The organism is Halomonas bluephagenesis, from assembly GCF_054790765.1.
In genome coordinates, this window is the sequence record NZ_CP133631.1 from 3,645,376 (window position 1) to 3,671,054 (window position 25,679).

General features: G+C 48.2%; 32 protein-coding genes and 1 pseudogene. 20 read left to right on the plus strand and 13 right to left on the minus strand.

The features are described from left to right. Positions 1–88: 88 nt before the first annotated feature. On the plus strand, positions 89–2,731 hold the full coding sequence (locus tag REH51_RS16495) for an AAA family ATPase (RefSeq protein ID WP_009723613.1): 2,643 nt from the start codon (positions 89–91) through the stop codon (positions 2,729–2,731). A 948-nt stretch (positions 2,732–3,679) separates the two neighbouring features. Further along, entirely contained in the window at positions 3,680–4,633 is a 954-nt protein-coding gene (gene rho, locus REH51_RS16500) for a transcription termination factor Rho (protein ID WP_009723612.1), read from the plus strand. 117 nt (positions 4,634–4,750) lie between these two features. On the opposite strand, the gene REH51_RS16505 is transcribed toward rho, so the two are convergent. Further along, positions 4,751–5,947 carry a DEAD/DEAH box helicase gene (locus REH51_RS16505; protein WP_009723611.1) on the minus strand — a complete coding sequence of 399 codons (1,197 nt, stop codon included), beginning with the start codon at positions 5,945–5,947 and terminating at the stop codon, positions 4,751–4,753. Positions 5,948–6,640: 693 nt separating this feature from the next. Here REH51_RS16505 and REH51_RS16510 point away from each other — a divergent pair. The 5 genes from REH51_RS16510 to REH51_RS16530 all read left to right on the plus strand — a co-directional run bounded on the left by REH51_RS16510 (position 6,641) and on the right by REH51_RS16530 (position 9,239). Next, entirely contained in the window at positions 6,641–7,018 is a 378-nt protein-coding gene (locus REH51_RS16510; protein WP_009723610.1) for a DUF4440 domain-containing protein, read from the plus strand. Positions 7,019–7,084: 66 nt separating this feature from the next. Beyond that, the gene (locus REH51_RS16515) at positions 7,085–7,432 is read left to right on the plus strand and encodes a GNAT family N-acetyltransferase (RefSeq protein WP_498936366.1); all 348 of its coding nucleotides are present in this window, start codon (positions 7,085–7,087) and stop codon (positions 7,430–7,432) included. 214 nt (positions 7,433–7,646) lie between these two features. Then, the gene (locus REH51_RS16520; protein ID WP_039869158.1) at positions 7,647–8,144 is read left to right on the plus strand and encodes a nucleotidyltransferase family protein; all 498 of its coding nucleotides are present in this window, start codon (positions 7,647–7,649) and stop codon (positions 8,142–8,144) included. Positions 8,145–8,168: 24 nt separating this feature from the next. Further along, the gene (locus REH51_RS16525; protein WP_009723607.1) at positions 8,169–8,639 is read left to right on the plus strand and encodes a pyridoxamine 5'-phosphate oxidase family protein; all 471 of its coding nucleotides are present in this window, start codon (positions 8,169–8,171) and stop codon (positions 8,637–8,639) included. Positions 8,640–8,831: 192 nt separating this feature from the next. Beyond that, positions 8,832–9,239 (plus strand): hypothetical protein, encoded by a 408-nt coding sequence (locus tag REH51_RS16530; protein ID WP_009723606.1) that lies wholly within the window; start codon positions 8,832–8,834, stop codon positions 9,237–9,239. 163 nt (positions 9,240–9,402) lie between these two features. Here REH51_RS16530 and rlmF read toward each other — a convergent pair whose 3' ends face one another. Continuing rightward, positions 9,403–10,335, minus strand: coding sequence for a 23S rRNA (adenine(1618)-N(6))-methyltransferase RlmF (rlmF, locus tag REH51_RS16535; protein ID WP_039869156.1), 933 nt, complete (start codon positions 10,333–10,335; stop codon positions 9,403–9,405). A 123-nt stretch (positions 10,336–10,458) separates the two neighbouring features. Continuing rightward, a complete protein-coding gene (soxR, locus tag REH51_RS16540) occupies positions 10,459–10,935 on the minus strand; it encodes a redox-sensitive transcriptional activator SoxR (RefSeq protein ID WP_039869153.1) in 477 nt (158 codons plus the stop codon). Between the two features lie 103 nt (positions 10,936–11,038). Here soxR and REH51_RS16545 point away from each other — a divergent pair, with 103 nt between their 5' ends. The 10 genes from REH51_RS16545 (at position 11,039) to REH51_RS16590 (ending at position 16,433) form a co-directional block, all read left to right on the plus strand. Then, entirely contained in the window at positions 11,039–11,461 is a 423-nt protein-coding gene (locus tag REH51_RS16545) for a VOC family protein (protein ID WP_009723603.1), read from the plus strand. 145 nt (positions 11,462–11,606) lie between these two features. Next, positions 11,607–12,002 (plus strand): VOC family protein, encoded by a 396-nt coding sequence (locus REH51_RS16550; RefSeq protein WP_009723602.1) that lies wholly within the window; start codon positions 11,607–11,609, stop codon positions 12,000–12,002. A 48-nt stretch (positions 12,003–12,050) separates the two neighbouring features. Further along, complete coding sequence (locus tag REH51_RS16555; protein ID WP_221927889.1) at positions 12,051–12,275, plus strand: flavodoxin family protein; 225 nt, start codon at positions 12,051–12,053, stop codon at positions 12,273–12,275. A 107-nt stretch (positions 12,276–12,382) separates the two neighbouring features. Beyond that, a complete protein-coding gene (locus tag REH51_RS16560) occupies positions 12,383–12,883 on the plus strand; it encodes a GNAT family N-acetyltransferase (protein ID WP_009723600.1) in 501 nt (166 codons plus the stop codon). A 131-nt stretch (positions 12,884–13,014) separates the two neighbouring features. Beyond that, complete coding sequence (locus REH51_RS16565) at positions 13,015–13,479, plus strand: NUDIX hydrolase (RefSeq protein WP_009723599.1); 465 nt, start codon at positions 13,015–13,017, stop codon at positions 13,477–13,479. 38 nt (positions 13,480–13,517) lie between these two features. After that, positions 13,518–13,943, plus strand: coding sequence for an N-acetyltransferase (locus tag REH51_RS16570; RefSeq protein ID WP_498936369.1), 426 nt, complete (start codon positions 13,518–13,520; stop codon positions 13,941–13,943). Positions 13,944–13,997: 54 nt separating this feature from the next. Continuing rightward, on the plus strand, positions 13,998–14,429 hold the full coding sequence (locus REH51_RS16575; RefSeq protein ID WP_009723597.1) for a GFA family protein: 432 nt from the start codon (positions 13,998–14,000) through the stop codon (positions 14,427–14,429). 57 nt (positions 14,430–14,486) lie between these two features. Then, positions 14,487–15,029, plus strand: a complete 543-nt coding sequence (locus tag REH51_RS16580; RefSeq protein ID WP_009723596.1) for a nucleotidyltransferase family protein — start codon at positions 14,487–14,489, stop codon at positions 15,027–15,029. Positions 15,030–15,244: 215 nt separating this feature from the next. After that, the gene (locus REH51_RS16585) at positions 15,245–15,823 is read left to right on the plus strand and encodes a DJ-1/PfpI family protein (protein WP_009723595.1); all 579 of its coding nucleotides are present in this window, start codon (positions 15,245–15,247) and stop codon (positions 15,821–15,823) included. 55 nt (positions 15,824–15,878) lie between these two features. Next, positions 15,879–16,433, plus strand: coding sequence for a GNAT family N-acetyltransferase (locus tag REH51_RS16590; protein ID WP_009723594.1), 555 nt, complete (start codon positions 15,879–15,881; stop codon positions 16,431–16,433). A gap of 190 nt (positions 16,434–16,623) precedes the next feature. On the opposite strand, the gene REH51_RS16595 is transcribed toward REH51_RS16590, so the two are convergent. The 9 genes and pseudogenes from REH51_RS16595 to REH51_RS16635 form a co-directional block, all read right to left on the minus strand. Beyond that, a complete protein-coding gene (locus REH51_RS16595) occupies positions 16,624–16,773 on the minus strand; it encodes a hypothetical protein (protein ID WP_009723593.1) in 150 nt (49 codons plus the stop codon). 39 nt (positions 16,774–16,812) lie between these two features. Then, a pseudogene (locus REH51_RS16600) lies at positions 16,813–16,971 on the minus strand (DUF2931 family protein); the annotation flags it as partial. 307 nt (positions 16,972–17,278) lie between these two features. Next, entirely contained in the window at positions 17,279–17,821 is a 543-nt protein-coding gene (locus REH51_RS16605; protein ID WP_498936371.1) for a DUF2931 family protein, read from the minus strand. Beyond that, positions 17,811–19,487 (minus strand): type VI secretion system PAAR protein, encoded by a 1,677-nt coding sequence (locus REH51_RS16610; RefSeq protein WP_009723590.1) that lies wholly within the window; start codon positions 19,485–19,487, stop codon positions 17,811–17,813. The genes REH51_RS16605 and REH51_RS16610 overlap by 11 nt, the downstream gene beginning before the upstream one ends. Positions 19,488–19,820: 333 nt before the next feature. Further along, positions 19,821–20,027 carry a YrhK family protein gene (locus REH51_RS16615; RefSeq protein ID WP_009723589.1) on the minus strand — a complete coding sequence of 69 codons (207 nt, stop codon included), beginning with the start codon at positions 20,025–20,027 and terminating at the stop codon, positions 19,821–19,823. A 45-nt stretch (positions 20,028–20,072) separates the two neighbouring features. After that, a complete protein-coding gene (locus tag REH51_RS16620; RefSeq protein ID WP_498936373.1) occupies positions 20,073–20,531 on the minus strand; it encodes a carboxymuconolactone decarboxylase family protein in 459 nt (152 codons plus the stop codon). Positions 20,532–20,583: 52 nt separating this feature from the next. Next, a complete protein-coding gene (locus tag REH51_RS16625) occupies positions 20,584–21,387 on the minus strand; it encodes a helix-turn-helix transcriptional regulator (protein ID WP_234667804.1) in 804 nt (267 codons plus the stop codon). Positions 21,388–21,432: 45 nt separating this feature from the next. Beyond that, a complete protein-coding gene (locus tag REH51_RS16630) occupies positions 21,433–22,440 on the minus strand; it encodes a GlxA family transcriptional regulator (protein ID WP_009723585.1) in 1,008 nt (335 codons plus the stop codon). Beyond that, positions 22,433–22,999, minus strand: coding sequence for an isochorismatase family protein (locus tag REH51_RS16635; protein WP_009723584.1), 567 nt, complete (start codon positions 22,997–22,999; stop codon positions 22,433–22,435). Before REH51_RS16635 ends, REH51_RS16630 begins: the two co-directional genes overlap by 8 nt. A gap of 312 nt (positions 23,000–23,311) precedes the next feature. Here REH51_RS16635 and REH51_RS16640 point away from each other — a divergent pair, with 312 nt between their 5' ends. Then, positions 23,312–23,734, plus strand: coding sequence for a hypothetical protein (locus REH51_RS16640; RefSeq protein WP_009723582.1), 423 nt, complete (start codon positions 23,312–23,314; stop codon positions 23,732–23,734). A gap of 10 nt (positions 23,735–23,744) precedes the next feature. After that, positions 23,745–24,230 (plus strand): YehS family protein, encoded by a 486-nt coding sequence (locus REH51_RS16645; RefSeq protein ID WP_009723581.1) that lies wholly within the window; start codon positions 23,745–23,747, stop codon positions 24,228–24,230. 84 nt (positions 24,231–24,314) lie between these two features. On the opposite strand, the gene REH51_RS16650 is transcribed toward REH51_RS16645, so the two are convergent. After that, complete coding sequence (locus REH51_RS16650) at positions 24,315–25,058, minus strand: class I SAM-dependent DNA methyltransferase (protein WP_009723580.1); 744 nt, start codon at positions 25,056–25,058, stop codon at positions 24,315–24,317. Between the two features lie 158 nt (positions 25,059–25,216). Between REH51_RS16650 and REH51_RS16655 the strand changes: the two genes are divergently transcribed. Further along, positions 25,217–25,624 (plus strand): DUF4019 domain-containing protein, encoded by a 408-nt coding sequence (locus REH51_RS16655; RefSeq protein ID WP_009723579.1) that lies wholly within the window; start codon positions 25,217–25,219, stop codon positions 25,622–25,624. Positions 25,625–25,679 lie beyond the last annotated feature (55 nt).

The window sequence follows — 25,679 nt, forward strand, 5'->3', positions numbered from 1 at the left end:
TACATATTGAGCTAGTATTTAAAAGTCTCTAGAGAGAACCATCGGCCTTTGCTAACAGGTGCCAGAATCTAAAATCTAAGGAAGTATTATGATTGAGCCTGAATATCTACGATTTTTGCGAACTCTGGATTCAGACGAAGTCCTTCCGGGAGTGCGCAAGTTAGCGAACCTTGTCCTGGCAAACGTTGATGAGCTTGCTTCTCTCGGCACCTATCAAGGCCAGCGGGTTAAGAAAATGGTTGCCTTGGCCCAGGCTAACTGGGATGCCTTAAGCATAGATATTCAGTCTTTACCCGAGATGACCGCCGAGAAAACTTCCCCCATTACTCAGATAAAAAGTATGGAAGTGGGGCCGTTTCGTGGTTTCTCTAGGCAAGAGGTTTTTGATTTAGAAAGCCATTTAGTCCTCATATACGGACCGAATGGTACTGGCAAGTCTAGCTTCTGCGAAGCCCTTGAATATAGCCTTCTGGGTAACGTAGCTGAAGCGGAGAGCAAGCGTTTTCGAGATCAGGGTAATTATCTGAAAAACGCACATGTTAATCATTTTTCGACGCCAGTTGTTATAGGCTTAAACGAGCAGGGCGCTGAGGTTGAAATTGAAGCAAATGAGGAACTATTTAGATTTTGTTTCGTTGAAAAAAATCGTATTGATAACTTTTCTAGAATTGCCGCCCAGGCGCCCGCCAAGCAAACTGAGCTTATATCAACGTTATTTGGCTTAGACTCTTTCAACGAGTTTGTACGCAATTTTACTTCTGAATTTGACCCGAAATATATTGACCTTACTGGTTTTAAAGCAGCTCAGTTAGCGCAAAAAAGGCAGGCACTTTCTGGTTCTCAACAGCAGATAGCGACTAACAATGCAGAGCTACAAAGGCTAAATATTGAGGAGCAAACACTAGCTACCCAGTACCGTGACGGAACAACCTTTGGCCAATTGGTCTTTGAACTAAACGGTGATGATGAAAATGCAGGAGCAATCCACCGAATAGAAACCGATTTGCAACAGCCCCAAGCAAGTAAAAACAACTTGACAATTAACGCATTGCAGACACTTGGCGGCTCCATTAGCAGCGGCCTCAGCGAGCTGGAGTTGAAGCAAAAAGACCTGGAAAATGCAAGTCAGGAAGTATCATATAAGAATCTATACGAAGCCGTTGTTCAGCTACAATCGAGTAGTCCAGAGCATTGCCCAGCGTGTAAAACGCCGCTCACCCAAGTATCCGTAAACCCTTACGGTAACGCTAATGAAGAACTTCAAAAGCTGCAACACTTGGCAGAGCTTCAGAAAACGGCACAACAGCTTCAACAAAATGTTAGTAGATGGTTGCTGGACCTCTCGCAAATATTGAATGCTTGTTTGACGTTTCTGCCACAAAACAACGCTATCCGAAATTTCCATATTTCACCTGGCTCACAAATCGATATCGGGTGGTGGTACTCCTTGCAGCAACAGTTAGCGGATGGGTTTACTCCATGGCGGCACCTGGAATCTCAGATAAAGTATCTCGAGGAAGCCGACAAAAAGACTGATCAGGAAGCTCAGATACGTTCAACTAAGCAAGCTGATCTAAATCGTTTGCGCTGGTTTAAAGAGCAAATCACTGTCTTAGAAACACGCAGAAACACAGCTAAACAAGCAATTATTGCTGCGCAAAAGGCAATCACTAGTTTTGATACGGAGAATGCGCAACTTATAGCTGATGTGGAAGCTGAACATACCAAAGTGCAAAGAAATCAAGAGATTGCAGTATCTTATAAGAGCTTTGTTGAAAGGTTGAATGCATATAAGAATCGATTGCCGAGCCAGTTGATTGCTGACCTTGGCGACCTAGTTGTGAGACTTTACAATGCTTTTAATCGTTACGATTCCGAAGCAGATAAATTAGCTTCTGTTCAACTTCCGTTATCTCAAAATCAACGGTTGGGCATTACATTTTTGAAAGACCCTTCTGCTTTATTTGATGCTCTCCATATTCTGAGTGAGGGTCATATCCGTTGCCTTGGGCTAGCAATACTGCTAGCTAAGAACGTAAAAGAGCGTTGCTCGGTGCTTATTTTTGATGACCCAGTGAACGCAATTGATGATGAGCATCGTCGTGCAATCAGGGAAACGCTATTTGTTGATGATTTTTTCAAGGGTTGTCAGATCATTTTGGCAGTGCATGGTGAGGAGTTCTTTAATAACACACATCAACTGCTAGGTAAGAGTCAGTCACTTGCGTCTCAGTCATATATTTTCTTATCAAGCGCTGGTGAAGGCCATATTCAGGTTGACTCATTAAGGCGACCCAAAAATTATGTATTAGCTGCACGCGAACTGTATGCACAAGGGGAGTATCGCGACGCCTTGATGTCGGCAAGAAGAGCGCTAGAGAACCTATGTGAAAAAACTTGGTTTCATTACGGAAAGCATAGTGATAAGAAGGACAGCCTAATTAGTGTCTCTCGTCGTTCTCCTTCAGCGCCATGGGATCTAAGGGCATTAGCTGAAAATCTAAGATCTAAGCTGAATCGTTCCCAGTCAAATATACCTAATAAAGAGCTGATAGTGTCTGCACTCACTGCTGTGCTAGGTCAAGATGGAAGAAATGCATATTGGTCGTACTTGAACAAAGGTACACATGACGAGACTGACTTGCCTGAGTTCGATCAGCATACAGTCAACGAGGTGATTTCTGCTTTAGAAAGCTTGGACTCTGCCCTAAGTGGCGGTTCCGGCATATAACAAGTTGCTGCACACGGATAAATTACTCGCTGCGCTCGCAATTTACCGGTGAGCAAAGCGTTGTGGCTGAAGTAAAAGCCGCTAATACTTAGTTTTTGGCATAGTCGGATAACAGACAGAAAATAGTCATTAATCGGCGGCTACAACCTACATCCTGATGTAAGTATCGCGGCTATCGCACACACTCAGCTACTGAGAGGAATCACGGAAGATTTAATAGGCAACGAGCAGATAGGGCCAGTAATTGCCCGCTGCTAACACTGGGCTTTCAGCGTTGCCTGATGAGGCACGGTGCCTAATAAGGCGACAGGAATGAATGCTTCTCTCCAGCTGCCATTCCCGCATGCCTTTAGCGGGAATCTATTTTGATTTAAGTACCTTGGCTTCGGCTGAAAAGGTCAAATTGGATTCCCGATAACCCCACTCGGGAATGACGGGGCTGAGATGGGGCGGAAATAATAGGGCTGAGGAGGATCGGTTCATACTCCTCGGAGCGAGCATTCGAGCGCGAAAATCTCTCACAAGCAGATAGAAATGCGCTTTCGAAGTTGGTCAATATGCTTGTTAATGCCGCATTGGAGAAGCATCATGGCTAGTCCCTAGAGAGTATTGCCTAGAACTTGCAAGAAGCCATTGACCTTAATCACGGGCGCAACGTTGCGGCTAAAACGCATCGGCCAGAGCTGGTTGATTTAGCTACTTTGTGTAAGAAATTGGGCATGACCCAGATGGAATTTGTAGCTAAATTTTGTATTAGCGTCGCCACGTTAAGGAATTGGGAACGTGGTGATGGCCAGTCTTGGCGCTGTTGCATGTCGTCGCCAAAGAGCTAACAAGCCGTCTTAAGAGCCTTATCGTAACCCACCACCCAATGCGCCATTCAGTGAAGAAGCGCTCAGATGCAATTATTCTATTAATCCAGGCTATTCAAGGCGATCCACCGATATTATGGCGAGAAAAACACTCAGTTTGAAAACGAAAAGGCAGACAGATTCCAAGCCCGCCGACGAAGTTGAAGATCCATTTTCTGATGATCCCGAAAAACGTTTTTTAAATGGCGTGGCTATTCATCCTTCCCCACGCATTGTTTTAGAGCTTGGCTCTACGCAGCGTAGTGTGCGGGCGATGGATTTGATTACGCCTATTGGGATGGGGCAGCGCGGGTTGATTGTTGCGCCGCCGGGCTCTGGCAAAACGACGCTGTTAAAACATATCTGTCAGGCCGTGGCAGAAGCTCATCCTGACATAAAGCTGTATGCCTTGCTGATTGATGAGCGCCCTGAAGAAGTGACCGATTTTAAGCGCAGCGTTTCGGCAGACGTGCATGCATCGTCTTCAGACGAAAGCTACTCACACCATGTGCATTTGGCAAATAAGCTCCTTGAGACGGCGCGTAAGCAAGCAGGCGAGGGGCATAATGTGATGATTGTGATCGATTCGCTTACCAGACTGTCGCGGGTTCATAATGCTGAGCAGCGCGGCAATGGTCGCACCATGTCGGGTGGGTTGGATAGCCGTGCGATGGAAATACCACGCAAACTGTTTGGTGCTGCGAGAAAGATCGAAAACGGTGGATCGCTCACCATTCTGGCCACCGTGCTTGTGGATACCGGTAGCCGTATGGATCAGGTGATTTTCGAGGAGTTCAAAGGCACGGGCAATATGGAAATCGTGCTATCGCGGGAAGTGGCAAGTCAACGGATTTTCCCGGCGATAGATATTGCCAAAAGCAGTACCCGTCGAGAAGAGCTATTGATTGATGCTAAAGACATTGAAAAAGTACGCGCATTGCGTCGAGCGTTGACACATCTTAAGCCAGCAGAAGGCGCGCAGAAGTTGTTTGAGTTATTGGATAAATATCCAACCAATGCCGAGCTGTTAGATGCGTTTTCACCCGCCTAGCGGTAGAAAAGATCTTTGACGACCGCAAGTTTTTTAAAAGCGACGTTGATTCCAGAAGTATTTAACAGTGAAGCCCACCTTTATATTTATCTAAAAGGTGAGCTTCTTTGTTACGGCTTAACGACTGCTTTTTTTAACGTGGTTCAAGTTGGAAGCGGGTACCGCTTTTTTAACCGGAAAACCTGCGACTTCTTTGCGCTCAATCGTGTTTTTCAGCCGCTTTTCAATCGCACAAAGGTTCCTAAAGTCACTGATGTCGACAAGAGAGATGGCTTCACCTGAGGCTCCCGCACGGCCGGTTCGGCCAATACGGTGGATGTACTCTTCTGGCTGAAATGGTAGATCGTAATTCACCACACGGCTCAGTTCTCCGATATCCAACCCCCGAGCGGCTACACCCGTGGCAACTAGGTACTTCAGTTCGCCAGTTTTGAACTGATCTAACACCTTCTCGCGCATGGCCTGGCTTCTGCCGCCATGAATGGAGTCCGCTTGAATGCCGCGTTTTTCCAGTTGAGCAACAAGCTTGGCAGCACTGTGTTTTTTCTCGACAAAAATAAGCGCCTGATCCCACGCTTGCTCGTTGATCAAGTGGCTCAACAGGGCGGACTTGGTGTCTTTGTCTACCGTGATTAGCCACTGTTTGATATTGGCGGCGGCGCGGATGTTGGGAGAGATGGAGATGTCAGCCGCCAGGTCGGTCATCTTACTATCTGAAAAACCGTAGGCGAGGGCGCGAACGTCGCCGGTCATAGTGGCTGAAAACAGTAGGTTCTGACGGTTTTCAGGCAGGCGTACTAAGATTTTGTGGATATCATCGACAAAACCCATGTCGACCATTCTGTCCGCTTCGTCCAACACCATGACTTGAAGTTCATCAAAGTGCAGCGCACGCTGATGTGCCAAATCCAGCAATCTACCCGGCGTGGCGACCAGAATATCCACTCCTTCGATTAGCCGCTCTTTTTGAGGCGCAGTATCCACACCGCCATACACCGCCATAGAGGTTAACTGCGTGTGTTTAGCGTATTGAGCCACATTGGCTTCGACCTGAACCGCTAACTCGCGAGTCGGCACCAGAATCAGCGCACGTATGCGTTTGCCGCGTAACGCTTCCGCGTTGCTGAATCGCTCTAGCAGAGGCAGAACAAAGGCAGCGGTTTTGCCTGTGCCTGTTTGTGCGGTGGCGATTAAGTCTTTGCCCGAAAGAATGGCAGGGATCGCTTGTTCCTGGATGGGCGTTGGCGTTTTGTAACCTAGTTCGGTAATCGCTTGAACAAGAGGACGGGATAAGCCTAGTTTTGAAAATGGCATGAGGTGCTCAGACAGATGGTCGTAAGGTGTGTCGAAAATTAAAGATGAGGCAGTATAGCGTAAAAGCAGCCGTTCATTGCTCGAATAGTGCAATTAGCTTCATAGCGCCGAATGGCGACTTTTTTGATGAAATTAAAGGTGTTAATTAAATGAATTATAAGTGATTTTTTTATAGCACGTTTTGATTTTTATGGTCTGATTTTTAATTTCGAATACTGTCTCTTTGAATTATGATTCGGTTTTACTAAGCAGTCGACTACTGAAGCGGAGCCGCTTCAGCCCTCGCATATTTTCGAGCGCACAATTGCGGGTGCGCTTCGCTTACCACGCACTACAAAACTATTAAAACCCAACGTTTACACATTTTTAGCGCGGCGTAACGCTTGGTGAGGAACGAGCCAAAAGGCACCCGCGATGGTGGCGCAGTCGCCCAAAATAGCCACAGCGCAATTTTAAGCAAAGCTGCGTGACTTAAGCTAATTATTATTAATAAAGTATGATTAGACCAGCGGGAGCGAGCGTTTGGGAAAATTTTGGTTATATACTGCCGAATTATTATCAATTAAATGATATATCAAATGCTTAGGGATTTTTTACGCGCACGATAAGCGTGTTGGAGAGCGCAGTACGTTCATTCAATATCAGAATGCGCTGTCTAATACGCTGTTAATTTCTAAAGACAGGGAGCAGTCCATGAATCGAGAAGATCTGAAACAAGCACGAGAACACTGGTACGCCGCCTATTTCGCTGGTGACATTGAGTACCTTGTCCGAGTTCAGGCAGACAGTTTTACGGTTGCCACTGAGCGTGGTGTCCAATCCAAGAAATCCCAAATTGATGCTATCGCTTCAGCCAAACGGAACGGGAGCTGGTTTCCTCAAGGCGGGGAAAAACAGGATACTGAGCTAAGCTTTCAGGAATCTAATGGCAGCATCACCACAGTAACCGGTAAGGGGGTTACTCTCACTGGTGAATCCAAAGGGCCGGTGGTAGCGTTTATAGAAACCTGGGAGTGGAAGGGTAGTGCTTGGCAGGTTGTCAGTCTGAGCTACGGTGCTGCCCGAAATTAAAATTAACAAGTCGCTGCAGTAAGCGGCCGGTGGTCGCCGCTGGGCTCCGCGTTATAAGAAGGGAATATGAATTACGAGCTAATAGAGGTTCCCTCTGAAAAGGAAAGCTTTGAACTTTCCCAAAAGTTTCAGGAGTTTGTAAATTCCAATACTCCTTTGCCAGATGAGTCAGCAGATAAGAAATTCATAATAAACGTGAGAGACAGCGGCAAAGGGTTAATTGCTGGGATATTGGCTAACGCATACTGGGACGGTCTTGAGATTGATATCTTGTGGGTAGATCGAAGCCACAGGGGTACAGGTCTGGGCGCTGAGCTGCTCGGAAAAGCTGAGCAATATGGAAAGGAGCAAGGTGCGGTCATCTCGTTTCTAAAGACTGTAGAAGCCAAAGGCTTTTACGAAAAGTACGGCTAACAAGTTTTTGGTATTTTGGAGGATCGACCAATAGGTACTTTTCTCTACCATATGAAGAAGCGATTGGACTGAAATCTTATAACCACTAGCGTCAGTCGGACCGATTTTTTTCGCTTCCTATCCATAAAAGCGGCCTCTACGTTGAGTCTGTAGATAAGCCCCTTTGATGTCTAAGTCTTGGTAGGATCAGCTTAGTTATATGACAGGAGAAGATGTGCATCATTTAGCAGCCCAATGGATAGTGGGATTACTGAGAGAAAGGAGTATTCCTTTTTTGATCTGCGGGGGACTCGCAGCAAAGGGGTATGGTTCTGAGCGTGATCTAAATGACATTGACCTTTTTGTCCCCGGCGAGCACTTTGCGTCAGTGGTTCAGGCCGGTCAGGAGTTGGTATCCAAAACTGCCGCTCACCGTCAAGAAGAGGGTTGGGATCTAACCTACGTCCAGTTTAAGTATGAAGGCGTTAAAGTGGAGGTAGGTAGCGCCGACGGCCCGCAAATTTTCGATGCAAGTAACGAGACCTGGGTACCGCTCAACATAGATTTTTCTCGCTATGTGATCGTGCATTTGTTGGGTCTTGAGCTTCCCTTTATGCTGAAGGACGATCTGGTTCGGTATAAATCTGCACTCGCACGGCCGGTGGATATTGAGGATATCTGCGCCATCCGTAAGAGCGCGGAGCTAGAAAATTCATCGAGTGGCGGGCGCTAGGCATTCGAGGAGGGGGCGTCAGAAATGCTAACTAAAGAAGTGTGTGCCTCTGCGGAGCAGAGTGTTCTCTGTTGGCTAGCCACAAGTGATGAAAGTGGCCAGCCGAATGTATCGCCAAAGGAAGTCTTTGCTGTTTTGGATAGCCAGCACATCGTAGTGGCAAATATTGCATCACCAAAGTCAGCTAAAAATATCAGAATAAATCAGAAGGTATGCCTTAGCTTTATTGATATCTTTGTCCAGAAGGGCTTTAAGATTATTGGTACTGCCACTGAGCTAAAGCCAACAGCACAAGAGTATTCCCATTGGGTTGCACCACTTCTGGCTATGGCGGGGGATCGCTACCCAATTCATAGTGTGCTCGTTATAAAAGCGACTGCTGTGGAACCGATTGTTGCGCCTAGTTATCGACTTTATCCCGCGGAGACCTCGGAAGAATCACAAACTCAGGCAGCACTGCGTACTTACGGTGTGAATCGAGGCAAAAGGCCTTGATAGTGTTATTTTAAAATGACTTTGTGAAAGGGGGCATCAGCCTACGATGATATCCGACAAGCCACCTTGCCACTAAACGAGTGTTCTGCACTGGTTCTTTGGGAGGCAGCTAGTGAGGGGTGAGCTAGCCAAATAATACAGTGAATTCGCTCATTGCGATCACCGCACGCTCAAGCGTTAATCGGAAACTAAATGAATCCCGTCATTCAAGAAGAAATATCCGGCTGTGGCATTGCAGCATGCGCAGTGCTTGCGGGCATTACCTATGCGCAGGCCAAAGAGACAGCCAACGCCTTGGGTATTTATGCCGAAGATACAGCGCTTTGGTCAGATACGGAGTACGTCCGTAAACTCTTGCGTGCTTTGGGTATCATGGCTGCGCCAACAGAGATGCCATTCGACACCTGGGTGACTCTTCCAGACAAGGCGTTGTTGGCCATCAAATGGCGCACAGAGCAGGGCAGGCCTTTCTGGCACTGGGTGGTGTTTGTCAGAACCAAGCAAGATGCCGTGGTGCTGGATTCCAAGAAAGCCTTGAAATCCAATATCCGTCGAGACTTTGGGCGTATCAAACCCAAGTGGTTTATTCATGTAGATTAAACATAAGGGCTACTATCCTTAATGCTCAAGGGGAGCGTGGATATCGCGTTGTACCGGAGTCTGCCCGTGGAGTAGTCAATTAGCGTTTGGCTTCGGTGTTTATTGGTTATGTGTTTGGCGCCGACTTCAGTGTTTGCCTGCAGGCGTAAACCTCCTAAGTGGCTCAGATGAATGTCCAGGACAACACTCTCGTGATCTTATTTCCCTGCTTCATCTCTATTTCCCGTACATCAACGGCACCGAGCTTATGAATCAACTTCTTGGCAGGCTTAACATTGTCGGTTTTTGAAACCAGGCTGGTAAACCAGCGACACTGAGTTGAATACACCTTACTTTCTCTTATCAGCTTTTTAAGAAACAGCTGTTCGCCTCCCTTACACCAAAGCTCGGCTCCCAGCCCGCCAAAATTCAGAGTAGGAGATTGGTTTTTTGGTTGTTGTTCACCGCGACTGCGAGCAAGGTTATTGAGTTTAAGCTGGCTACCTTTAAGTGCTTCATCAAGCGAGGCGTGGAAGGGCGGGTTGCATACGCTGACGTCAAAAAACTCGCCAGCTTGAATAATCCCTTCAAAAATGTGGTTTTTATCGTGCTGCATGCGCAGCGTGAAGCGTTCTTTGAGTGTGGGGTTGTTGGCGATAATCGTGGCTACGTTTTCAAGCGACTGAGGGTTAATGTCACTACCGACACACTGCCAGCCGTAAATTTGGCAGGCCAGTAGTGGGTAGATTCCATTGGCTCCAGTCCCTATATCGAGCAGCTTGATACTGCGCTGTTCACGCCCCAACAAGTCAGCTATGTAATGGATATAGTCGGCTCTGCCTGGGATTGGAGGGCACAGCGCGCCCTCAGGAATATCCCAATCGACAATGTTGTAGTGCCGGTTTAATAACGCGGCATTAAGCGTTTTTACTGCCAATGGGTCTGCGAAATCGATGGAAAGGTCGCCATGCGCGTTCGGTTTCACATGGGGGGCTAATGCTGGGTGGCTTTTTACGAGGGCCGGGAAGTCATAGCCTTGGTTGTGTCGATTCCTCGGGTGCAGGCCTTTGCGAACAGGCTTGGCTCGACTTTTTTCACTTCGATGGAGGGTGTTCACAGTAATAGGCCTGAGGCTTGGCGCTCAATAGTAGAGTGGGTTTGGCTTAGCCAGTGATTATAATCTCAATGGCTGTGACGTGCATGCTTGGCAGTTCGAGGGGAGCGAGAGGCCTCCTGTTCATTACACGTTTGTTTCTTGTCGGGTTCTGGCTTTTTGCTCTGCCTGATCGAGAAGTACGGGGCCGCTACCTGATTCTGCCAGCTTGTCGTCGGGGTTATAGAGTGGGCAATTAGTCATGCTCAGGCAACCACAGCCGATACATCCCGCTAGGTTATCGCGCAGTTTTTGCAGGTAAGCAATTCGGCCATCAAGCATCTGCTGCCAGTTTTTTGAAAGCTGCTGCCAGTCTTCCACTGTTGGTGTGCGGTTATTCGGTAATGATTCAAAGGCCTGCTTGATTTCCTCCAGACTGACGCCAACTCTCTGTGCTGCTTTTATTACCGAAATTCGCCTTAGCACTTCTGGTTTATAACGCCGCTGATTGCCCGCATTGCGCCAGCTGTGGATCAGCCCTTGCTGCTCGTAGTAGTGCAAGGTACTAACCTTAATCCCGCAGCGCTTCGCTACCATTCCGACACTCCAAATAGCCTCTGCCATCACTCACCCCAGACTTTTTTTGCCATTCTTTCCCATAAACCACTTTACCTCAACTTAAGTTGAGGTTTTATCCTGCCATCTCACTTAACGCAAGGAGACTCTTATGTACTTAGAACACGTTAATCTGGTGGTTGCGGATATGGATGCCATGCTGGATTTTTACCGGGCAGTCTTTCCACACTGGCGGGTGCGGGATGAAGGCCATGGCGAGTGGTATGGCAAACCGCGTAAATGGGTGCACTTTGGTGACGATGAAAATTACTTGGCGTTAAGCGATCACGGTGAAGGGGCGAATCGCGATTTGAAAGGTCACAGCGTTGGACTGGCCCATTTTGCGTACGTGGTCGATAACCTCGATGCCGTTGTTGCTAGGCTCAATAACGCGGGCTATGCCATTGCCAAACCTGGCGCTGTAGAGCCGTTTCGGAAAAATGTCTATTTTGTTGATCCGGCGGGTTTTGAAGTGGAGTTTGTCGAGTACCTGAGCGACATCCCAGCCGAGCGAAATTTAAACCGTGATGCTTAGCAACCAGCAGTACAGCAACGGAAAGGGTCAGTGTAATGAACGTTGCCGTTGTGTTTCATTCTGCTTTGGGCAGTACTAAGCAACTCGCGCAGGCTGTCGCTGCTGGAGCGGCAGCACAGCATAGCGCTATGTAAGAGGAGGGTTCATGAAGGCGAATGTGATGCGTTACGGAGTAATTCTTAATACTGAACACTACTTGGAGTGTGTCGCTTTCTATCGGGAACTATTTGGCTTGCATCAGCTGTTTGAGAGAGACGAAGGCGGCTTTAAGCTAACCTGTTTAGAGTTTGGTCATGGTTATTTGATGGTCGAACAGGGTGGTAAGGCAAAGAAAGGCGTCAAATCGCCAGAAGAAAGTAGTTTTAAATTGCGATTCAACGTTGATGACTTGGAAGAGGCACTAAGGGTAATCAGGTCTTGGGGTATTCAAACCACCATTATCGAGAATGCTTGGGGTAGAACTATCAATATCGCCGACCCCGATGGCAACCGCGTTGGTATAAGGGATGATGCTGGTTTCGCAAACCAGATCAATACTTAAAATATTGCCGCTGGTTTTATTATTGGTGCCAGCTTAAGCGGAGGCCAGTTGAATACCCTTCAGTACATGCAAGTGTTCGCGAATCAGCATGGCATGTGCTGGGTCGGCTTGGATATACCGGGTAACTACGATCCAGAAATGTGTAATCGGCTGGGGGCACCGTCTGGGCTTATCGCTCATTCAACAGATGGCGTGCTAAATGAAACAGACTTGCTCGCTGCGCGTTATTTAGGCCAACGGGTGGCGCAAGTCAGCAAGAAGTTTACGGTTTGAGGGCTGTTCACCTGGGCGTGCAGCAGGTGCTGACTAGTGATAGATTTACATTAAATTAGTAAAAAATAATGTAAATTACATTAGCTGCTGAAATTCAGGAGATTTTGATGAGAGTTGAAACTCAAAAAGGGATATTGGAAAGCGAGTGGCACTACTTAACTCAATGGAAAGAGAGAGTATTTCCTGAAGAGGGGCGTAGCAAAGAGTGGTCGCCTGTTTCCTGGCATAGCATCGCCTACTCGGAAGCGAATGATCCTATTGGTCACATTGGTTTTGATCGTTTTGAAGTGCTAATTGATGCCGAGCCACGCTTTGTAATTGGTATTGGTGGGGTTGTTGTGCGGCCAGAACATCAAGGGCAAGGCATACCGGCTTTACTGTTTAATGAAGTGCATCATCAGGCGAGTAAGCGTTTGGGAGCTGATGTATTTACGCTTTTTTGTCCGTCTCGACTAGTTTCGTACTATGCAAAACAGGGTTATCAGCGGCATCGTGGTGGCGTTTATTTCCTACAGCAAGGTGAGAAAGTACTTTCTACTTTCGAGTTCATGCATTGTGGCGAGTTAACCGCGGATGGAGAGGTGGTGCTACAAAGCGAGCCCTGGTGAGTGTTGGTTTTCGTCTAGGCGCATTAGGATACCGCCACGCAGTTTAAACAAGTTTTGTAAGCTCTATTGCGTATATCTCAGCCGTCACGTGTGCCGGTGTCAATGTCTAAAGGAGTTATGGAGCTTTATAAATGGAGATAAGAAAATCATCCAGGCTAATAATTGTCGATGAAGAGGGGCGTTTACTCCTGTTTTTATATCACGATGAGCATCATGCGCCATTTTGGGCGACCGTTGGCGGCGAGCTGAAGTCCGGTGAGGGCTATGTTGAGGCTGCTGAACGTGAGTTGTATGAGGAAACAGGCTTAATACAAAACGTTGGTGAAATGATTAGAGAGCGAAATGACGTCTATGCCGTTGCGAGATCGGTGCCAGCACGGTGGCTTGAACAGTACTTCTTAGTTGAATGGCCTGCTAATAGAGACGTATTTGCTGCAGAGTGGACCGATGAAGAAAAGAGTACGATTCAAAAGTGGAAATGGTGGAGCTTAGACGAGTTGCTCGATAACGACCCTGCTCTTTTCAAGCCCAAATGGCTTCCTGATTTACTTCGCTCTGTGCTGCACAAACAACGGTTATCAAACGAGTCTCTGTAGTGCATTGGTTCAGCTGACCATCAGTAAGGAATATTTAAATGATTCGCAAATACCGAGAGGCGGATATTGACCAGATTTTGGATATCTGGCTTTCAGCATCGATTAAAGCGCACGCTTTTGTTGAGGCGGAATTTTGGGCGTCAAAGGTTAACGAAATGCGAGATGTTTATATCCCCGCATCGGAGACGTTTGTTTTTGAATCTGACAATCAGGTAGCAGGATTCTACAGTTTGTACGGAAATACACTGGCTGGCATTTTTGTATCCCCAAAATTACAGGGCGAAGGTGTGGGGTCAGCGATGCTTGATGATGCCAAGAGCAGAAGGGAGTGCTTGCAACTGACGGTTTATCAGGAAAATACTCCCAGTATCAACTTTTATAAAAAGCAGGGATTTATTTCATTAGGTGAGCAAGTTGATGAGCGAACTGGCCATCCAGAGTTAGTTATGGAGTATTATTGCTAACACAATGTAGCGTTAGTGTTAGCTTTTTGATGTGAAGAATTATTGGGGTGTTAAATGAAAGGTGAGTGTCTCTGCGGAGAGGTTAGGTTCAGTGTCAAAGGTGAACTACCAAATTTCTATCAATGCCACTGTTCTTTGTGTCGGAAAACGACAGGTTCTTCAGCGAATGCCGCCACGTTTGTAAGCGAAGAGTGCTTCCAGTGGGTTTCTGGTCAAGACAATATTCGCTCTTTTCAAAAACCAACTGGCTATCGGAATGACTTTTGTTCGACCTGTGGTAGCTCAGTACCAAATAAATTGAGAGACACTGACCTGATATGGGTCCCTGCTGGACTGATCGATGGGGAGACGGGATCACGCGTTGCTGTGCATCTTCATTTGTCTTCATCGGCGACATGGGAACAAGCGTCCAGCAGCAGTATTCGGTTAGATGATGGCCCTGATAGTTTAAAATCGCTTCATGAAGCATTACAGCGCACAAGCTGATGAATACACTGTTTTATATTCGATAACCATGATAAAACGCCATGGTAAGGTGTTGCGATGGATCATGAAGCGCTGATCAAGCAATGGATAATGAGTGATCCTGATCGTATGGAGGCGCTGACTATCGCGGCTGCGCAGAAGCTGCCGGGTTGGTGTCTCGCTGCTGGGTTCGTTAGAAATTTGGTGTGGGACAAGCTGCATGACTTTTCAGCGAGTACGCCATTGAACGACATTGATTTAATTTACTTCGATTCGAACGACATAAGCGTTTCTCGTGATCGTGAGATTGAGCAAGGGTTAAGAGGCGTCTCAACCTTTCCCTGGTCAGTAAAGAATCAAGCAAGAATGCATGAGCGAAATAGGGACTATCCGTATACCTCAACTGAAGATGCGATGAGCTTCTGGGTCGAAGTGGAAACTGCTGTAGGCGCTGCTTTGGATGATGGAGAAGTCACTATTGTGGCTCCCTTTGGCGTTAAGCCACTGTTTGACTATACCGTTACATTAAATGCTAAACGGCCAAAACGAACGGATTTTGAAGCTCGGGTATACAACAAGCGGTGGCTGCAAACTTGGCCAAAGTTGGTGGTAAATGCTTAGCAAGGTAGCAGCCGATTGTGCCGTAACCCGGCACCGCTGCGGGCTGCTTTTGCGCCGGGCCGCCGCTGCGGGTGCGCTTCGCTTACCACGCACTACAACACCTGTTAATTTAATGAGTTGCCGAATCGTGGTGCGTTGTAAAGCATGGCGAGGAGGAGCAGCTTCATTCTTACATGTTGGAAGGAAGCTAATTGATATTCTAAGGACGTCCCCAAATGAATATTGGCATCTATATCTATGACCAAGCTGAGGTGCTCGATTTCTCGGGCCCCTTTGAAGTTTTTACCACGGCCAGCCGCGTCAGTGATGAAGACGCGCCGTTTTCAGTATTTTTGATTGCTGAAAAAGACGGCCCGGTAACTGCTAGGGCGGGATACCAGGTCTTGCCAAATGCCACCATTGATAATCACCCCCCTTTGGATGTATTGATTATTGTCGGTGGTGTACACACGGGTGAAATGGCAAACGAAAAGGTAAAGGCCTGGATTGCAGAACAAACTGCTAAAGTGCAGCAAGTAGCCACAGTGTGTACCGGTATCTTCCTATTTGCTAATGCTCATCCTGGCTTGAAAGGAAGAGTGACTACCCATTGGGACGATCAGCGTGATTTGCGAACTCAGTTTCCGCAGCTTGATGTGGTGGAAGACCTGCGTTGGGTAGACGATGGCGGCGTCATTAGTTCAGGTGGTATCTCGGCGGGGATCGATATGTGCCTACACTTGGTCGCCAAGTTACGCAGCACCGAGCTTGCGGAGAAAACAGCGCGACAAATGGAGTATCGCTGGAACCGTTAGGATTACGCCTTCCTTTGCGTAAGCAGCGGCTTTGAGCATCGTGCACAAGGAGGAAATGGTGCAAATTTGTGAAACGGAGCGTCTGGTTATACGAACGTTGACCTTAAATGATGTGCCTGAATTGACCAAGATCCTCAGTGATCCTGACGTCATGAAGCACTCGATCCGAGGCGTTTGCGACGAAGCTGCAACGCGGCGATTTATCGACTGGTGTTTGGAGTGCTATGCGTCTCACCGTATTGGGCCGTGGGCTTTGGTTGAGAAGGGATCTGATAAGCTTGTTGGCTTTTGCGGTGTTAGCCCCGAAGAGGTTAATGGTGTGGAAGAAATCGGGCTAGGTTATCGGTTGGCTAAACAATACTGGGGCATGGGCTTGGCGACTGAAGCAGTGCAAGCGGTACTCAGCGTTGCCTTTAGTCAAAAGCAACTCACTTCCGTGGTCGTTCTTATTGAACCTGAGAATGGTGCGTCGCTTAAGGTCGCAGCGAAAGCTGGGTTTTCTGAGTTCGATACCCTTGAGTTCCATGGCTGCTCAGTGAGGTTGTACCGGTTAGCGCTGCAGCAATGGTATGCATTACAAAGCAATGCTATGCACGCGGCAAGTATTTGATGGTTATGCCGAATACTGAGAACTGGAAGTGTTAGCGAGCCATGTATAGGGGGCTCGTCACATGGCCTTTTATAAGCCGCATTGCAGTGCTATTTCCGCTAGGGGGAGTGTGGTTTCAAGCAACCTGCGGTGGTCAATGTTAGGCACAGGGCCACAAGCAAGGCTCGAAGCATTGAAGTTTTAGCTGTCATTACTCACCAGGGCTGGGAAAGAGCCCCTCGTTAATAAATTGCTCGGTTTGGCTCCGGTATCGACTTGGGTCGCCTTCCACTACGTTCGTTTGCGCATTTTCAACAATGGGGGTGCTAAAATCCTCACTGCGATCATAGCCACAATCCATGCATCTTGCCCGCCACCACACAAGAGCTTCGCCTTTTCCGGAAAAACCTACAATGAAGTAGTGGTTATATTTGGGTTCGGGGTATTTTTGGTACCATTCATCAACACGGTCACTAAAATTTTCTGGAAGAGAAAGGTCAAGCTGGTAAAAGGTCTGGGTTCTGTGTGAAAACCAGCGGGCTTGTACCGAGCTTGGCACCGCCGTTGGCGCGAATAGCCCTACGAGCCCCCCCCCGGTGGGTCGTGGTCAAACCCGCCTTCTTTAATGCCTGCCGGTACACTCCAGACATTATCAAATGTTAGCTTTTCCACCCAGATGGGCCAACCGGTAGGGCCTCCAGCCACTGAAACAACAAAATCATATTTATTGGGTTCGCTGGAACAGGCGGTAGTTAAGGTTAGGCACAGGGCGGCTAGTAAAGCTCGAAGCATCGAAGGTTTAGCTGTCATTACTCACCAGGGCTGGGAAAGAGTCCCTCGTTGATAAATTGTTCGGTTTGGCTTCGTTATCGACTTGGGTCGCCTTCCACTACGTTCGCTTGCGCATTTTCAACGATGGGGGTGCTGAAATCCTCACTGCGATCATAATCGCATAATGAACAGAAGGCTTCCCACCACACAAGGGCTTCGCCTTTTCCGGAAAAACCTACAATGAAGTAGTGCCGATATTTGGGTTCAGGGTATTTTTGGTACCACTCATCAACACGGTCACTAAATTCTTCTGGAAGCGCTAGGTCAATCTGGTAAAACGTTTGGGTTCTGTGCGAAAACCAGCGAGCTTGTACTGAGCCTGGCACCGCCGTTGGCGCGAATAGCCCCACGAGCCCCCCCCCCGGTGGATCGTGGTCAAAACCGCCTTCTTTAATGCCTGCCGGTACACTCCAGACATTATCAAATGTTAGCTTTTCCACCCAGATGGGCCAGCCGATAGGGCCACCAGCGACTGAAATGCCAAAATCATATTTATTGGGTTCGCTGGAACAGGCGGTAGTTAAGGTTAGGCACAGGGCGGCTAGTAAAGCTCGAAGCATCGAAGGGTTAGTCGTCATTGTTTATTATGCTCCTGGGCTGTGCTGCACGCTGGGTATTGCTTAGGAAAACGCGCCGTACTCGATTCGGCTCTGGCCTATGGGCAATAGACTCAAAACTGGTAATAGGTCCATCGCGGTGAGAGGTATGAATATAGTCATAAAGGTAATCACGTGCGTAAGCTAGGCCGCCGCCATTGACTTGCCACTGATCAAGGGCCTCTAGCAACTTATTGGGTATATTATAAGAGTCATTCATGGGCCTAAAAGGTACGCCTGCATTAACTGCGTGGTCGTACATTTTATGTAAAGAATAGTAAGACAGCTCTTTGCGGGTAGGGCGTCGCTCCTCGGCGATTACATCGGAGCCTTCAACCCGAGGTTGAATATTGCGTGGGTCTGCGGCGTTAAGTTCCGCAATCTTCTGCTGAGCAGACCGGAGGGTTCGAGGGTTATGGCCATGCCCTTGATACCGTCTTACTTCAAATCGCTCGTAGTTCTGGAAGTCGGTTTCAGGGTTCTCATAGCCCCCACCCACGTCGGAATGTACGCCCGGCAAGACTTCTTCTATAAAGTTGCCGGGCAGGCCGTTACCCCCGCTTATTTTTGACAGTGGAAAGTTTGTGCGAATTTCATGAAAGGCGGTTAGATGAACAACCTGCTCGGCGCTATGGGCACCCAGATGCAGGTTGAAATCAAGGTTCTGCTCGTTACCAGGAAAGTAAAAACTGCCCACCGTATCAAACAGCCCGACAAACCCAACGCGAGCGTTAACGCCTTGAGGAAAAGCAGCCACTTCCCGAAACTCTATGACCGGGCGCCGCCACCAGTTAAGTTGAGGTACCTGGATGGTCGCAGGCCAGGAATTGATAAGATTGACGAAATGCCTGGCCAGGGCAGCGCCACGGCTAAAGCCAAATACATCAATAATCACGTCGGAAGCTGCTTCACGCTGAACAATAGTCCGTACATCTGTCAGAGCCATCTCGATTCTTGCATGCCCTCCCGTGGCTCCTATTCCCAATGCCAGCCCCCATTTATCTTCTGGGGCATCAAAGCCGTCATCGGTCTCTTCACCGTCCACGGTGCCTGGGCCTTCAACATATATTCTTTGCTCGGTTCCTCCAGAGCCTAGGTCACGGTAAAGGTCGTACAATCGAGCCACATTGGTAATATCCCGATCTGTTAGCCGTAGATCGTTCTGCATATGGTTGCCCGTACCATCGAAAAACACCCCAAGGCGAAGGGTTTTGGGTGAGCTTTCTTCTTCCGCCATCGCCTGGGAAGGGGCTCCCGTACTGGTCAAGCTTTTCTGGCCATTGTGCAGTGCGCTGGTTCCCGGCTGCCGGGCAGTACGGGGAAGCACGGGATTGTTTGGTGCAGCCGCTGCCTTTCGATCATCGCCGATGATGACACTGCCACTGCCTATAGTGACGCCACCACAATCGATTGAACTGCCGGTGAGGGCGGCGGGCCTGCCGTTGATAAATACGGTGCTTGAGCCACTGGCAATAGTGCGCGGGTGAGGAGGGTGCTTGGGCTTAGCGTGGGGTTCCAAAGGGTCGCCAACCCGTGCAACAGGTTTGCCGTCCACCAATACATCCGGCGAGCCGGAGGTGACGGGTGTTGGTGGAAAGCCATCGTGATCGGTGCCTATATCACCTACTACTACAATTTTTTTACTCACTCCCTGTCTCCCTTCATTTCCTTTTTAAATGCGTAACATCTTTACTTATTGTTAATTATCATTAGTTAAATGCGGATTATCACAATATAAAAGTATGTCTATAAGGATTGCAAGAATAGTTAATCCGAGATTTATTAACTAGAATGACCCATAACAGCGTATGGCAAGCAAATAATGTGCACGTGGCAAGTATTTGATGGTTATGCCGAATACTGAGAACTGAAAGTGCTAGTGATAGTAAGCCATGCATAGGGGGGGCTCGTCACATGGCCTTTTATAAGCCGCTAGGTAGCTAAACCCCTAGCGGCTATAGCAATTCGAGTATTGGCTCAACTAGACGTGCTTTTTACCCGTATTTTTAATACTCATTGCGTAAATAATAAACATGATCAGTGAACCCATCACAAAACACCATACGCCTACGGTTGCATAGAAAGCGCCGGACGGTAGGAATAAAAGACTGCCAAAGAAAAAACATAAACTGGATAAGAGACCCAGAATATTAGGTAGCTGTTGACGTTGTTTCGTCACACTGTTCATTTCATTTACCCATCTGAAATTTTAGTTTCAAGTGTCTAAGATAGCTTAGATACTGATGTCGGGTGAAAACTGAAAGCCCACCGATATCCGATTCCAGCTGTTGATTTGAACAATAATGGCAGGTAGGTCAATTAGCCCCTGCTCACCAAAGGCAGTTAATGCGTTTTGATAAGTGTCGTCGCTGATAGAGGGCTGTTGGCTGATGAGTGTGAGTGCTTCGGCCCATGCGAGTGCGGCGCGTTCTTGTGTGCTAAAGCAGGGTGCTTCCCGCCAGGCAGGCAATACGTCTAGGCGAACCTGATGCTCACCATCGTCTCTGGCTTCTTGGGAATGCATATGCTGGCAAAAGCAGCAGTGATTAATTTGCGAAACACGCAGGTTGACTAAGTGAACGATGGTGCGATCAAGTGTTGAATCTACAGCAAGGTTGCCCAATGCAGTCAGGTGTTTCGCTAGGCGTGGGACAAGGCGGTACACCGACTGCTGAGATAGACGAGTAGACATGTGAGTGACCTCGGTGAGTAAGTTGAGAACTCAGCTTAACGTCGAGGTTTTTTTACGCCTTGTAAATTTGCGACAGTTTGCGCTTGCGATAGGCGGCGGGTGTTTCATAGGCGAGAGATTGGAAGGCGTGGGTGAAGTGAGCCTGGTCATAGTAACCGCATTGCAGCGCTATTTCCGCTAGGGACAGTGTGGTTTCAAGCAGCCCGTGGCGGGCACGGTTTAGTCGGGCATAGGCGACTAATTGGCCTGGAGTAACGCCCACCTCGCGTTTTAATTTGCGCTCCAGGGTACGTCTGGTAAATCCTAGCGCGGCGCCTAACTGTTGGGGTGGAAGCTGTAGTTTTCCAATGGCTTGAACCATCGTGGTGATACGACTACTGGCGGGTGGCTGGCTCTCGAGCCGATGTAACAACCATGTTTCTAGCAGGCGTAAACCCTGTTGTGAATCCAAATGATAGAGGTGCTCTACCACGGGCATTAACCCTTGCAACCCATGTGTTTCAAGTTCGTCACCTAAGCGCTGAGGTTTATCTGTGAATGCTTCGGGTAGCAAGCCCAACAGGCAGTGAACGCCTGCTGCTTTAAAGCGAATCCCCAGGCAGGGAGTGTAGGCGTCGAGTGTTTCTATTAATGTGCGCCTGTTAAAACAGAGCGTGATGATGGGGTGAGAACTAGCAAGTTTGATACTGAGACTAGCGCCGGCATCGGGATAGAATTTTTCGGTTCTGGGTTCAGTAACATCCCCTGAGCCACCCATTGACCAAAAGCACTGTACCCACGGGGCTAAACGCTTATCAGGTAGGCGATGCCGAAAATTGAGATAGTTAGCGTTGCTTGGCAGGATAAGATCGGTCATGGGGTCAACCTGCGATATGTTTTCCTAATGGTAGCTCGTATTGTCTCAATCCAGCAGCTTTTGAGAACTGGCCCGGCGCCATACACTCGGTGGTACTTTCTCGTGGCGAGCCCAGATACGCCTTAGTTGCCGTTCATCACCGAAGCCGGATGCTTCGGCAACCCTTGCTAGGGTCCATGTCGTCTCGGTCATTAATGTTTTAGCGCGTTGCAAGCGCAACCCCATAATGTATTCGCCTACCAGCATACCGGTGAGACTTTTGAACTGGCGCCGAAAATGGCGCTCACTCATGGCTGCTTGGGTCGCTAATGTTTCAATACGCCAGGTTTGCGAGGGGGCGGCACATATTGCATCTTGAACGCGATGCAGTCGTTCATCCACATGATTTCGGCCTTCAAGCCAAGCACCCAGCTGTGGTTCCTGGCCGCTGCGGCGAAGATACAGCACCATTTCTCGGGCAACTGCCAGGGCCAGCGAGTGGCCACAAACGCGGGTGAGCCAGTACAGCATGGTATCTATACCGGTTGAAATCCCAGCGCTGGTTAAATAGCGGCCATCTTCAATAAAAATACAATCGCTTTGCACCTTAGCCTTTGGCGCTTTGGCCTGTAACTGTTCGATTAACGTGTGATGCGTGGTGCAACGTCGCCCCTCCAACAAGCCTGCGTCAGCCAGTAACAGCGTACCGGAGCAAACCGTCATCAATGTGTCCGCATAGCATGCGTTTGCCTTAAGCCAACTAACACACTCTTGCTGCGCCAATGGCTCCACGCTATTGCGATACTGACCTGGAATTAGCAGTAGGTGTTGAGGGGTAAGCTGTTCCGGTAACGGGTCAATGCCGCTAAGCGTCAGAGGGCCTAACCATGGCATAGCGGCGTTGGGGCCGACATAGCAAATCTCAACATCTATTGACAGCCGGTCGGCACACTGCAAGACCTGTAGGGGCCCGACCAAGTCAAGCGGCACTTGGCCAGGCATCATCAATACCGCAATCCGCAAGGTGTTGGCTCTGTGAGAGGGCGGTTGGCTATTATGTTGCTCTTCATTCACACGTGTTTTGCCATTCGTTGATCAAGTCTTGTGTACTGATAATACGCGCAAAACGGTCTTCAAGTACCAGTTCGGTACGTGCCTTAATATCATCTGCTGACCAGGTGATGCCGTTGCGCGTCATGGGAAACGTTAGGGTTGCATCGCTGACAAAATCGACACTAAACCCCAAATCTGACGCCACCCGTGCGGTTGTTTCGCAGCATTGCTCCGTGCGAATACCGCTAATTGCAAGCTGAGTAATATCTCGTTCGCGTAACCAGCTTTCAAGCTCCGTATCGCTGAACGCATTATGAACACGTTTATGAAATGTCACCGCCGTTTTATCGTCAAAACCATCAAGCGGGCGAATTAGGCCAACAGCAGGATCAAAAGGTCCTTGACTGCCTGGTTCTTCATGCAAAATGCGCACAACCGGTATATCGCTTGCTTGCGCTGCATTTAACAACGCACGCTGTTTGGGGCGCCATGCTTGCGCCAGAGATTCTAGCCAGTAATCGCGGGAGGGGAAGGAGGCTTGAACGTCGATTAATAGCAGTGCGGTTTTAGACTGGGTCATGGCTAATCTCATCGTGTTGAAGTGAGGCTACAGATTAGCTATTCCTATTTCAGCCAACGATACATTGGTCGGCCTAAAAGCGGTCATTTTCGGCCAGATATGAAAAGCCACCTAGCTGATTACGAAAGCTGTAAAATGATCACCCGATGGTGCGCTATCAAAGGCTATAATAGTGTGATTATGGTGGAAAGCCGCTACCGTGACTTTTATCTATCGGGTTGGCTTTTATAGTTTTTTATCGAAATTACGTCGATAAGTCGGCCTGTTGGGTAATTTTTGTTGTTTGTTTTAATGAAAGGAAGGTGGTTGGTAATGATTAACACCAAAATATATAAAGCGGTTTATGAGCTGGCGGAACGGCTAATGAAAGCCGCGGCTAAAGATGACAGAGAGGCGTTTGCTCCGCTCTATGCCGAGTTGCAGGCGATTTGCACCGATAACGAGAACACTGATAAAGACCACCCAGAGCAGTGGGAAACCTTGGCTGACTTTACCGAAGAGCTAGAGGATGCGCTGCCGATTTACCAAAAGGCGCTTGATAAAGCCATTGCTAAGCACTCGAAAGACCACATGGCCTCTATTGGTTTTTCCATGGCAACGTTGCAAGTACAGTTAGGTCAGACGGATGACGCTATCGAAAGATTGCAACATGCGAAAGCCAGCGCTGATGGCATTGAAGATGACGAGCTGAAAGCAGAAATCGACCAGTTGCTTGAAACGCTAACGACCAACTAGGAACCCTATTTTGACGAATAATGATATTTTTCGCCGCATTCGCTACACCTTTGATTTAAAAGACAGCACCATCGTGGATATCTTCTCACTAGCTGACGTCAGCGTGAGCCAAGCGCAGGTCACTGCTTGGCTGAAAAAGGATGAAGATGACGCTTTTGTGTCGATGAAAAATAGAGAGCTGGCGGCGTTTCTGAATGGTTTTATCAGCTTTAAACGTGGAAAGCGTGAAGGCCCACAGCCTGCGCCTGAAGCGCAATTAAACAATAATATGGTGTTCCAGAAGCTGCGAATTGCGCTGAATCTGAAAGCAGACGATATCTTGGCAGTGTTTGAACTGGTGGGCTTACCGCTAAGTCATCATGAGCTCAGCGCTTTCTTCCGTAAGCCAAGTCATAAGAATTACCGTGAGTGTAAAGATCAAATGCTGCGTAATTTCTTGCTCGGTATTCAACGCCAGCTACGGCCTGGCTCGAACGACGCAGGGTCTGAGTCTTAAGTTCAAGTTCAGCGCTTTACACCTCGCTTTATGTCACACGGTAACGGCAAGAGAGGCAACATAAGCCTCTCTGCCTTATCGACGCTAACGCTTCACACAGACGAAAATCGCATTGCCCGACAGGTTATCCCAAGGGGTGATGGTCTGGTAGTTGTGCTCAAATACATGCACCTCAAAATAAGGCGCCAGTAGGTCGGTTAATTCCGTAAAGCTGACCGCTACCATCGGATGCTCATCGTTCCATATCTGCGTGGCGTCTGCGATGGTTTTTTCAATACTTAGTCTAAGCGATTGCTTTTCGCCGTGCCCAGCGTAGTGCCAACCCGAGCGGAATGTGAAGACACTGTCTTCTTGTTTGGCACTGTGTTTAACCCATAAATCGTTATTGATTTTGTTTTTATCCACCGCGTTAAAATAGAAAACGCCGCCCTGTTTTAGCGTGCGATGGGCTCTGGAAATACACCCTTTTAGCTTTTCAATCCCATCGTTGTAGTGGATCGAGTACAGAAAGCAGGTGATCAAATCGAGGGGCTCGCTGGCTTCGAATGCACTCATGTCTTGCAGCGAAAAGAGCGCTTCTGGGCAACGTATGGCGGCGATATCCAGCATGGGTTGGTTAATATCAAGACCACTGCTGAGATAACCGAAATCAATAAAATGGCGAACATGAGGGCCCGTGCCACAGGCTAAATCAAGGTGCGTATGCCCGCCGTTGCCGAAGATCTGATGGAGCCGATGAATGGCGTTGCTTTGCGCTTGATAGTCGATATCGACACACATCAAATCGTAGTAGCCAGATAGGTCGGTATAGAGTGCGTTGGCGGACATGGTAGCCTAATGGTGGGCGCTGAAATATTGGGTGGCGCATAGTAAACGAGCTGAGAAGGTTTTAGAAGCGGGGAAAATATTGCTGTTAAAGAAGTCCTGTCATTATCCGATAATTACGTAAGAGGTATGAAAATACCAAACCGCCACAAGAGTCTGCCATGTCAAAATCACCTGCTTTTCTTCTCGCCGCGATACTGCTTAGCCTGACCACCTATGCTCAGGCCTCTGTTCAGACAGCAGAGGCAGCGGCGCTGGCGTGGCTAGAATCAATTGATAATGGTGAGGTTGAACAAGCCTGGGAAGCCTCATCGCCGCTACTCAAAACGCCGCTATCGCCTAGAATGCTCAGACGTATTATTGAATTAGCACGCCATGAGTTTGGCCCGGTAGAATCACGTCAGCGAGTGCAAGTCTCCCATTATCAATCTATGCCCGGTGCGCCGGATGGCGACTACATGGTTTTTATCTTCCATACTCGATTTGAAAATAAAACGAGAGGGATCGAAACCGTAACGCCTCATTTGGAAAATGGAGAGTGGCGAGTCAGTGGTTATTATGTGCAATAGCTCTGTGTAATAGCTCTGTGTAATAGCTCTGTGTAATAGCTCTGTGTAGTGCTTC

Coding starts and splice junctions, on each gene's coding strand:
- REH51_RS16625 (WP_234667804.1), bottom strand. CDS start 21,387: ATGACCGATCTTATCCTGCCAAGCAACGCTAACTATCTCAATTTTCGG.
- REH51_RS16565 (WP_009723599.1), top strand. CDS start 13,015: ATGGAGATAAGAAAATCATCCAGGCTAATAATTGTCGATGAAGAGGGG.
- REH51_RS16575 (WP_009723597.1), top strand. CDS start 13,998: ATGAAAGGTGAGTGTCTCTGCGGAGAGGTTAGGTTCAGTGTCAAAGGT.
- REH51_RS16590 (WP_009723594.1), top strand. CDS start 15,879: ATGGTGCAAATTTGTGAAACGGAGCGTCTGGTTATACGAACGTTGACC.
- REH51_RS16620 (WP_498936373.1), bottom strand. CDS start 20,531: ATGTCTACTCGTCTATCTCAGCAGTCGGTGTACCGCCTTGTCCCACGC.
- soxR (WP_039869153.1), bottom strand. CDS start 10,935: ATGGCAGAGGCTATTTGGAGTGTCGGAATGGTAGCGAAGCGCTGCGGG.
- REH51_RS16515 (WP_498936366.1), top strand. CDS start 7,085: ATGAATTACGAGCTAATAGAGGTTCCCTCTGAAAAGGAAAGCTTTGAA.
- rho (WP_009723612.1), top strand. CDS start 3,680: ATGGCGAGAAAAACACTCAGTTTGAAAACGAAAAGGCAGACAGATTCC.
- REH51_RS16525 (WP_009723607.1), top strand. CDS start 8,169: ATGCTAACTAAAGAAGTGTGTGCCTCTGCGGAGCAGAGTGTTCTCTGT.
- REH51_RS16615 (WP_009723589.1), bottom strand. CDS start 20,027: ATGAACAGTGTGACGAAACAACGTCAACAGCTACCTAATATTCTGGGT.
- REH51_RS16560 (WP_009723600.1), top strand. CDS start 12,383: ATGAGAGTTGAAACTCAAAAAGGGATATTGGAAAGCGAGTGGCACTAC.
- REH51_RS16545 (WP_009723603.1), top strand. CDS start 11,039: ATGTACTTAGAACACGTTAATCTGGTGGTTGCGGATATGGATGCCATG.
- REH51_RS16550 (WP_009723602.1), top strand. CDS start 11,607: ATGAAGGCGAATGTGATGCGTTACGGAGTAATTCTTAATACTGAACAC.
- REH51_RS16640 (WP_009723582.1), top strand. CDS start 23,312: ATGATTAACACCAAAATATATAAAGCGGTTTATGAGCTGGCGGAACGG.
- REH51_RS16570 (WP_498936369.1), top strand. CDS start 13,518: ATGATTCGCAAATACCGAGAGGCGGATATTGACCAGATTTTGGATATC.
- REH51_RS16605 (WP_498936371.1), bottom strand. CDS start 17,821: ATGACGACTAACCCTTCGATGCTTCGAGCTTTACTAGCCGCCCTGTGC.
- REH51_RS16595 (WP_009723593.1), bottom strand. CDS start 16,773: ATGGATTGTGGCTATGATCGCAGTGAGGATTTTAGCACCCCCATTGTT.
- REH51_RS16635 (WP_009723584.1), bottom strand. CDS start 22,999: ATGACCCAGTCTAAAACCGCACTGCTATTAATCGACGTTCAAGCCTCC.
- REH51_RS16505 (WP_009723611.1), bottom strand. CDS start 5,947: ATGCCATTTTCAAAACTAGGCTTATCCCGTCCTCTTGTTCAAGCGATT.
- REH51_RS16585 (WP_009723595.1), top strand. CDS start 15,245: ATGAATATTGGCATCTATATCTATGACCAAGCTGAGGTGCTCGATTTC.
- REH51_RS16650 (WP_009723580.1), bottom strand. CDS start 25,058: ATGTCCGCCAACGCACTCTATACCGACCTATCTGGCTACTACGATTTG.
- REH51_RS16495 (WP_009723613.1), top strand. CDS start 89: ATGATTGAGCCTGAATATCTACGATTTTTGCGAACTCTGGATTCAGAC.
- REH51_RS16655 (WP_009723579.1), top strand. CDS start 25,217: ATGTCAAAATCACCTGCTTTTCTTCTCGCCGCGATACTGCTTAGCCTG.
- REH51_RS16580 (WP_009723596.1), top strand. CDS start 14,487: ATGGATCATGAAGCGCTGATCAAGCAATGGATAATGAGTGATCCTGAT.
- REH51_RS16510 (WP_009723610.1), top strand. CDS start 6,641: ATGAATCGAGAAGATCTGAAACAAGCACGAGAACACTGGTACGCCGCC.
- REH51_RS16530 (WP_009723606.1), top strand. CDS start 8,832: ATGAATCCCGTCATTCAAGAAGAAATATCCGGCTGTGGCATTGCAGCA.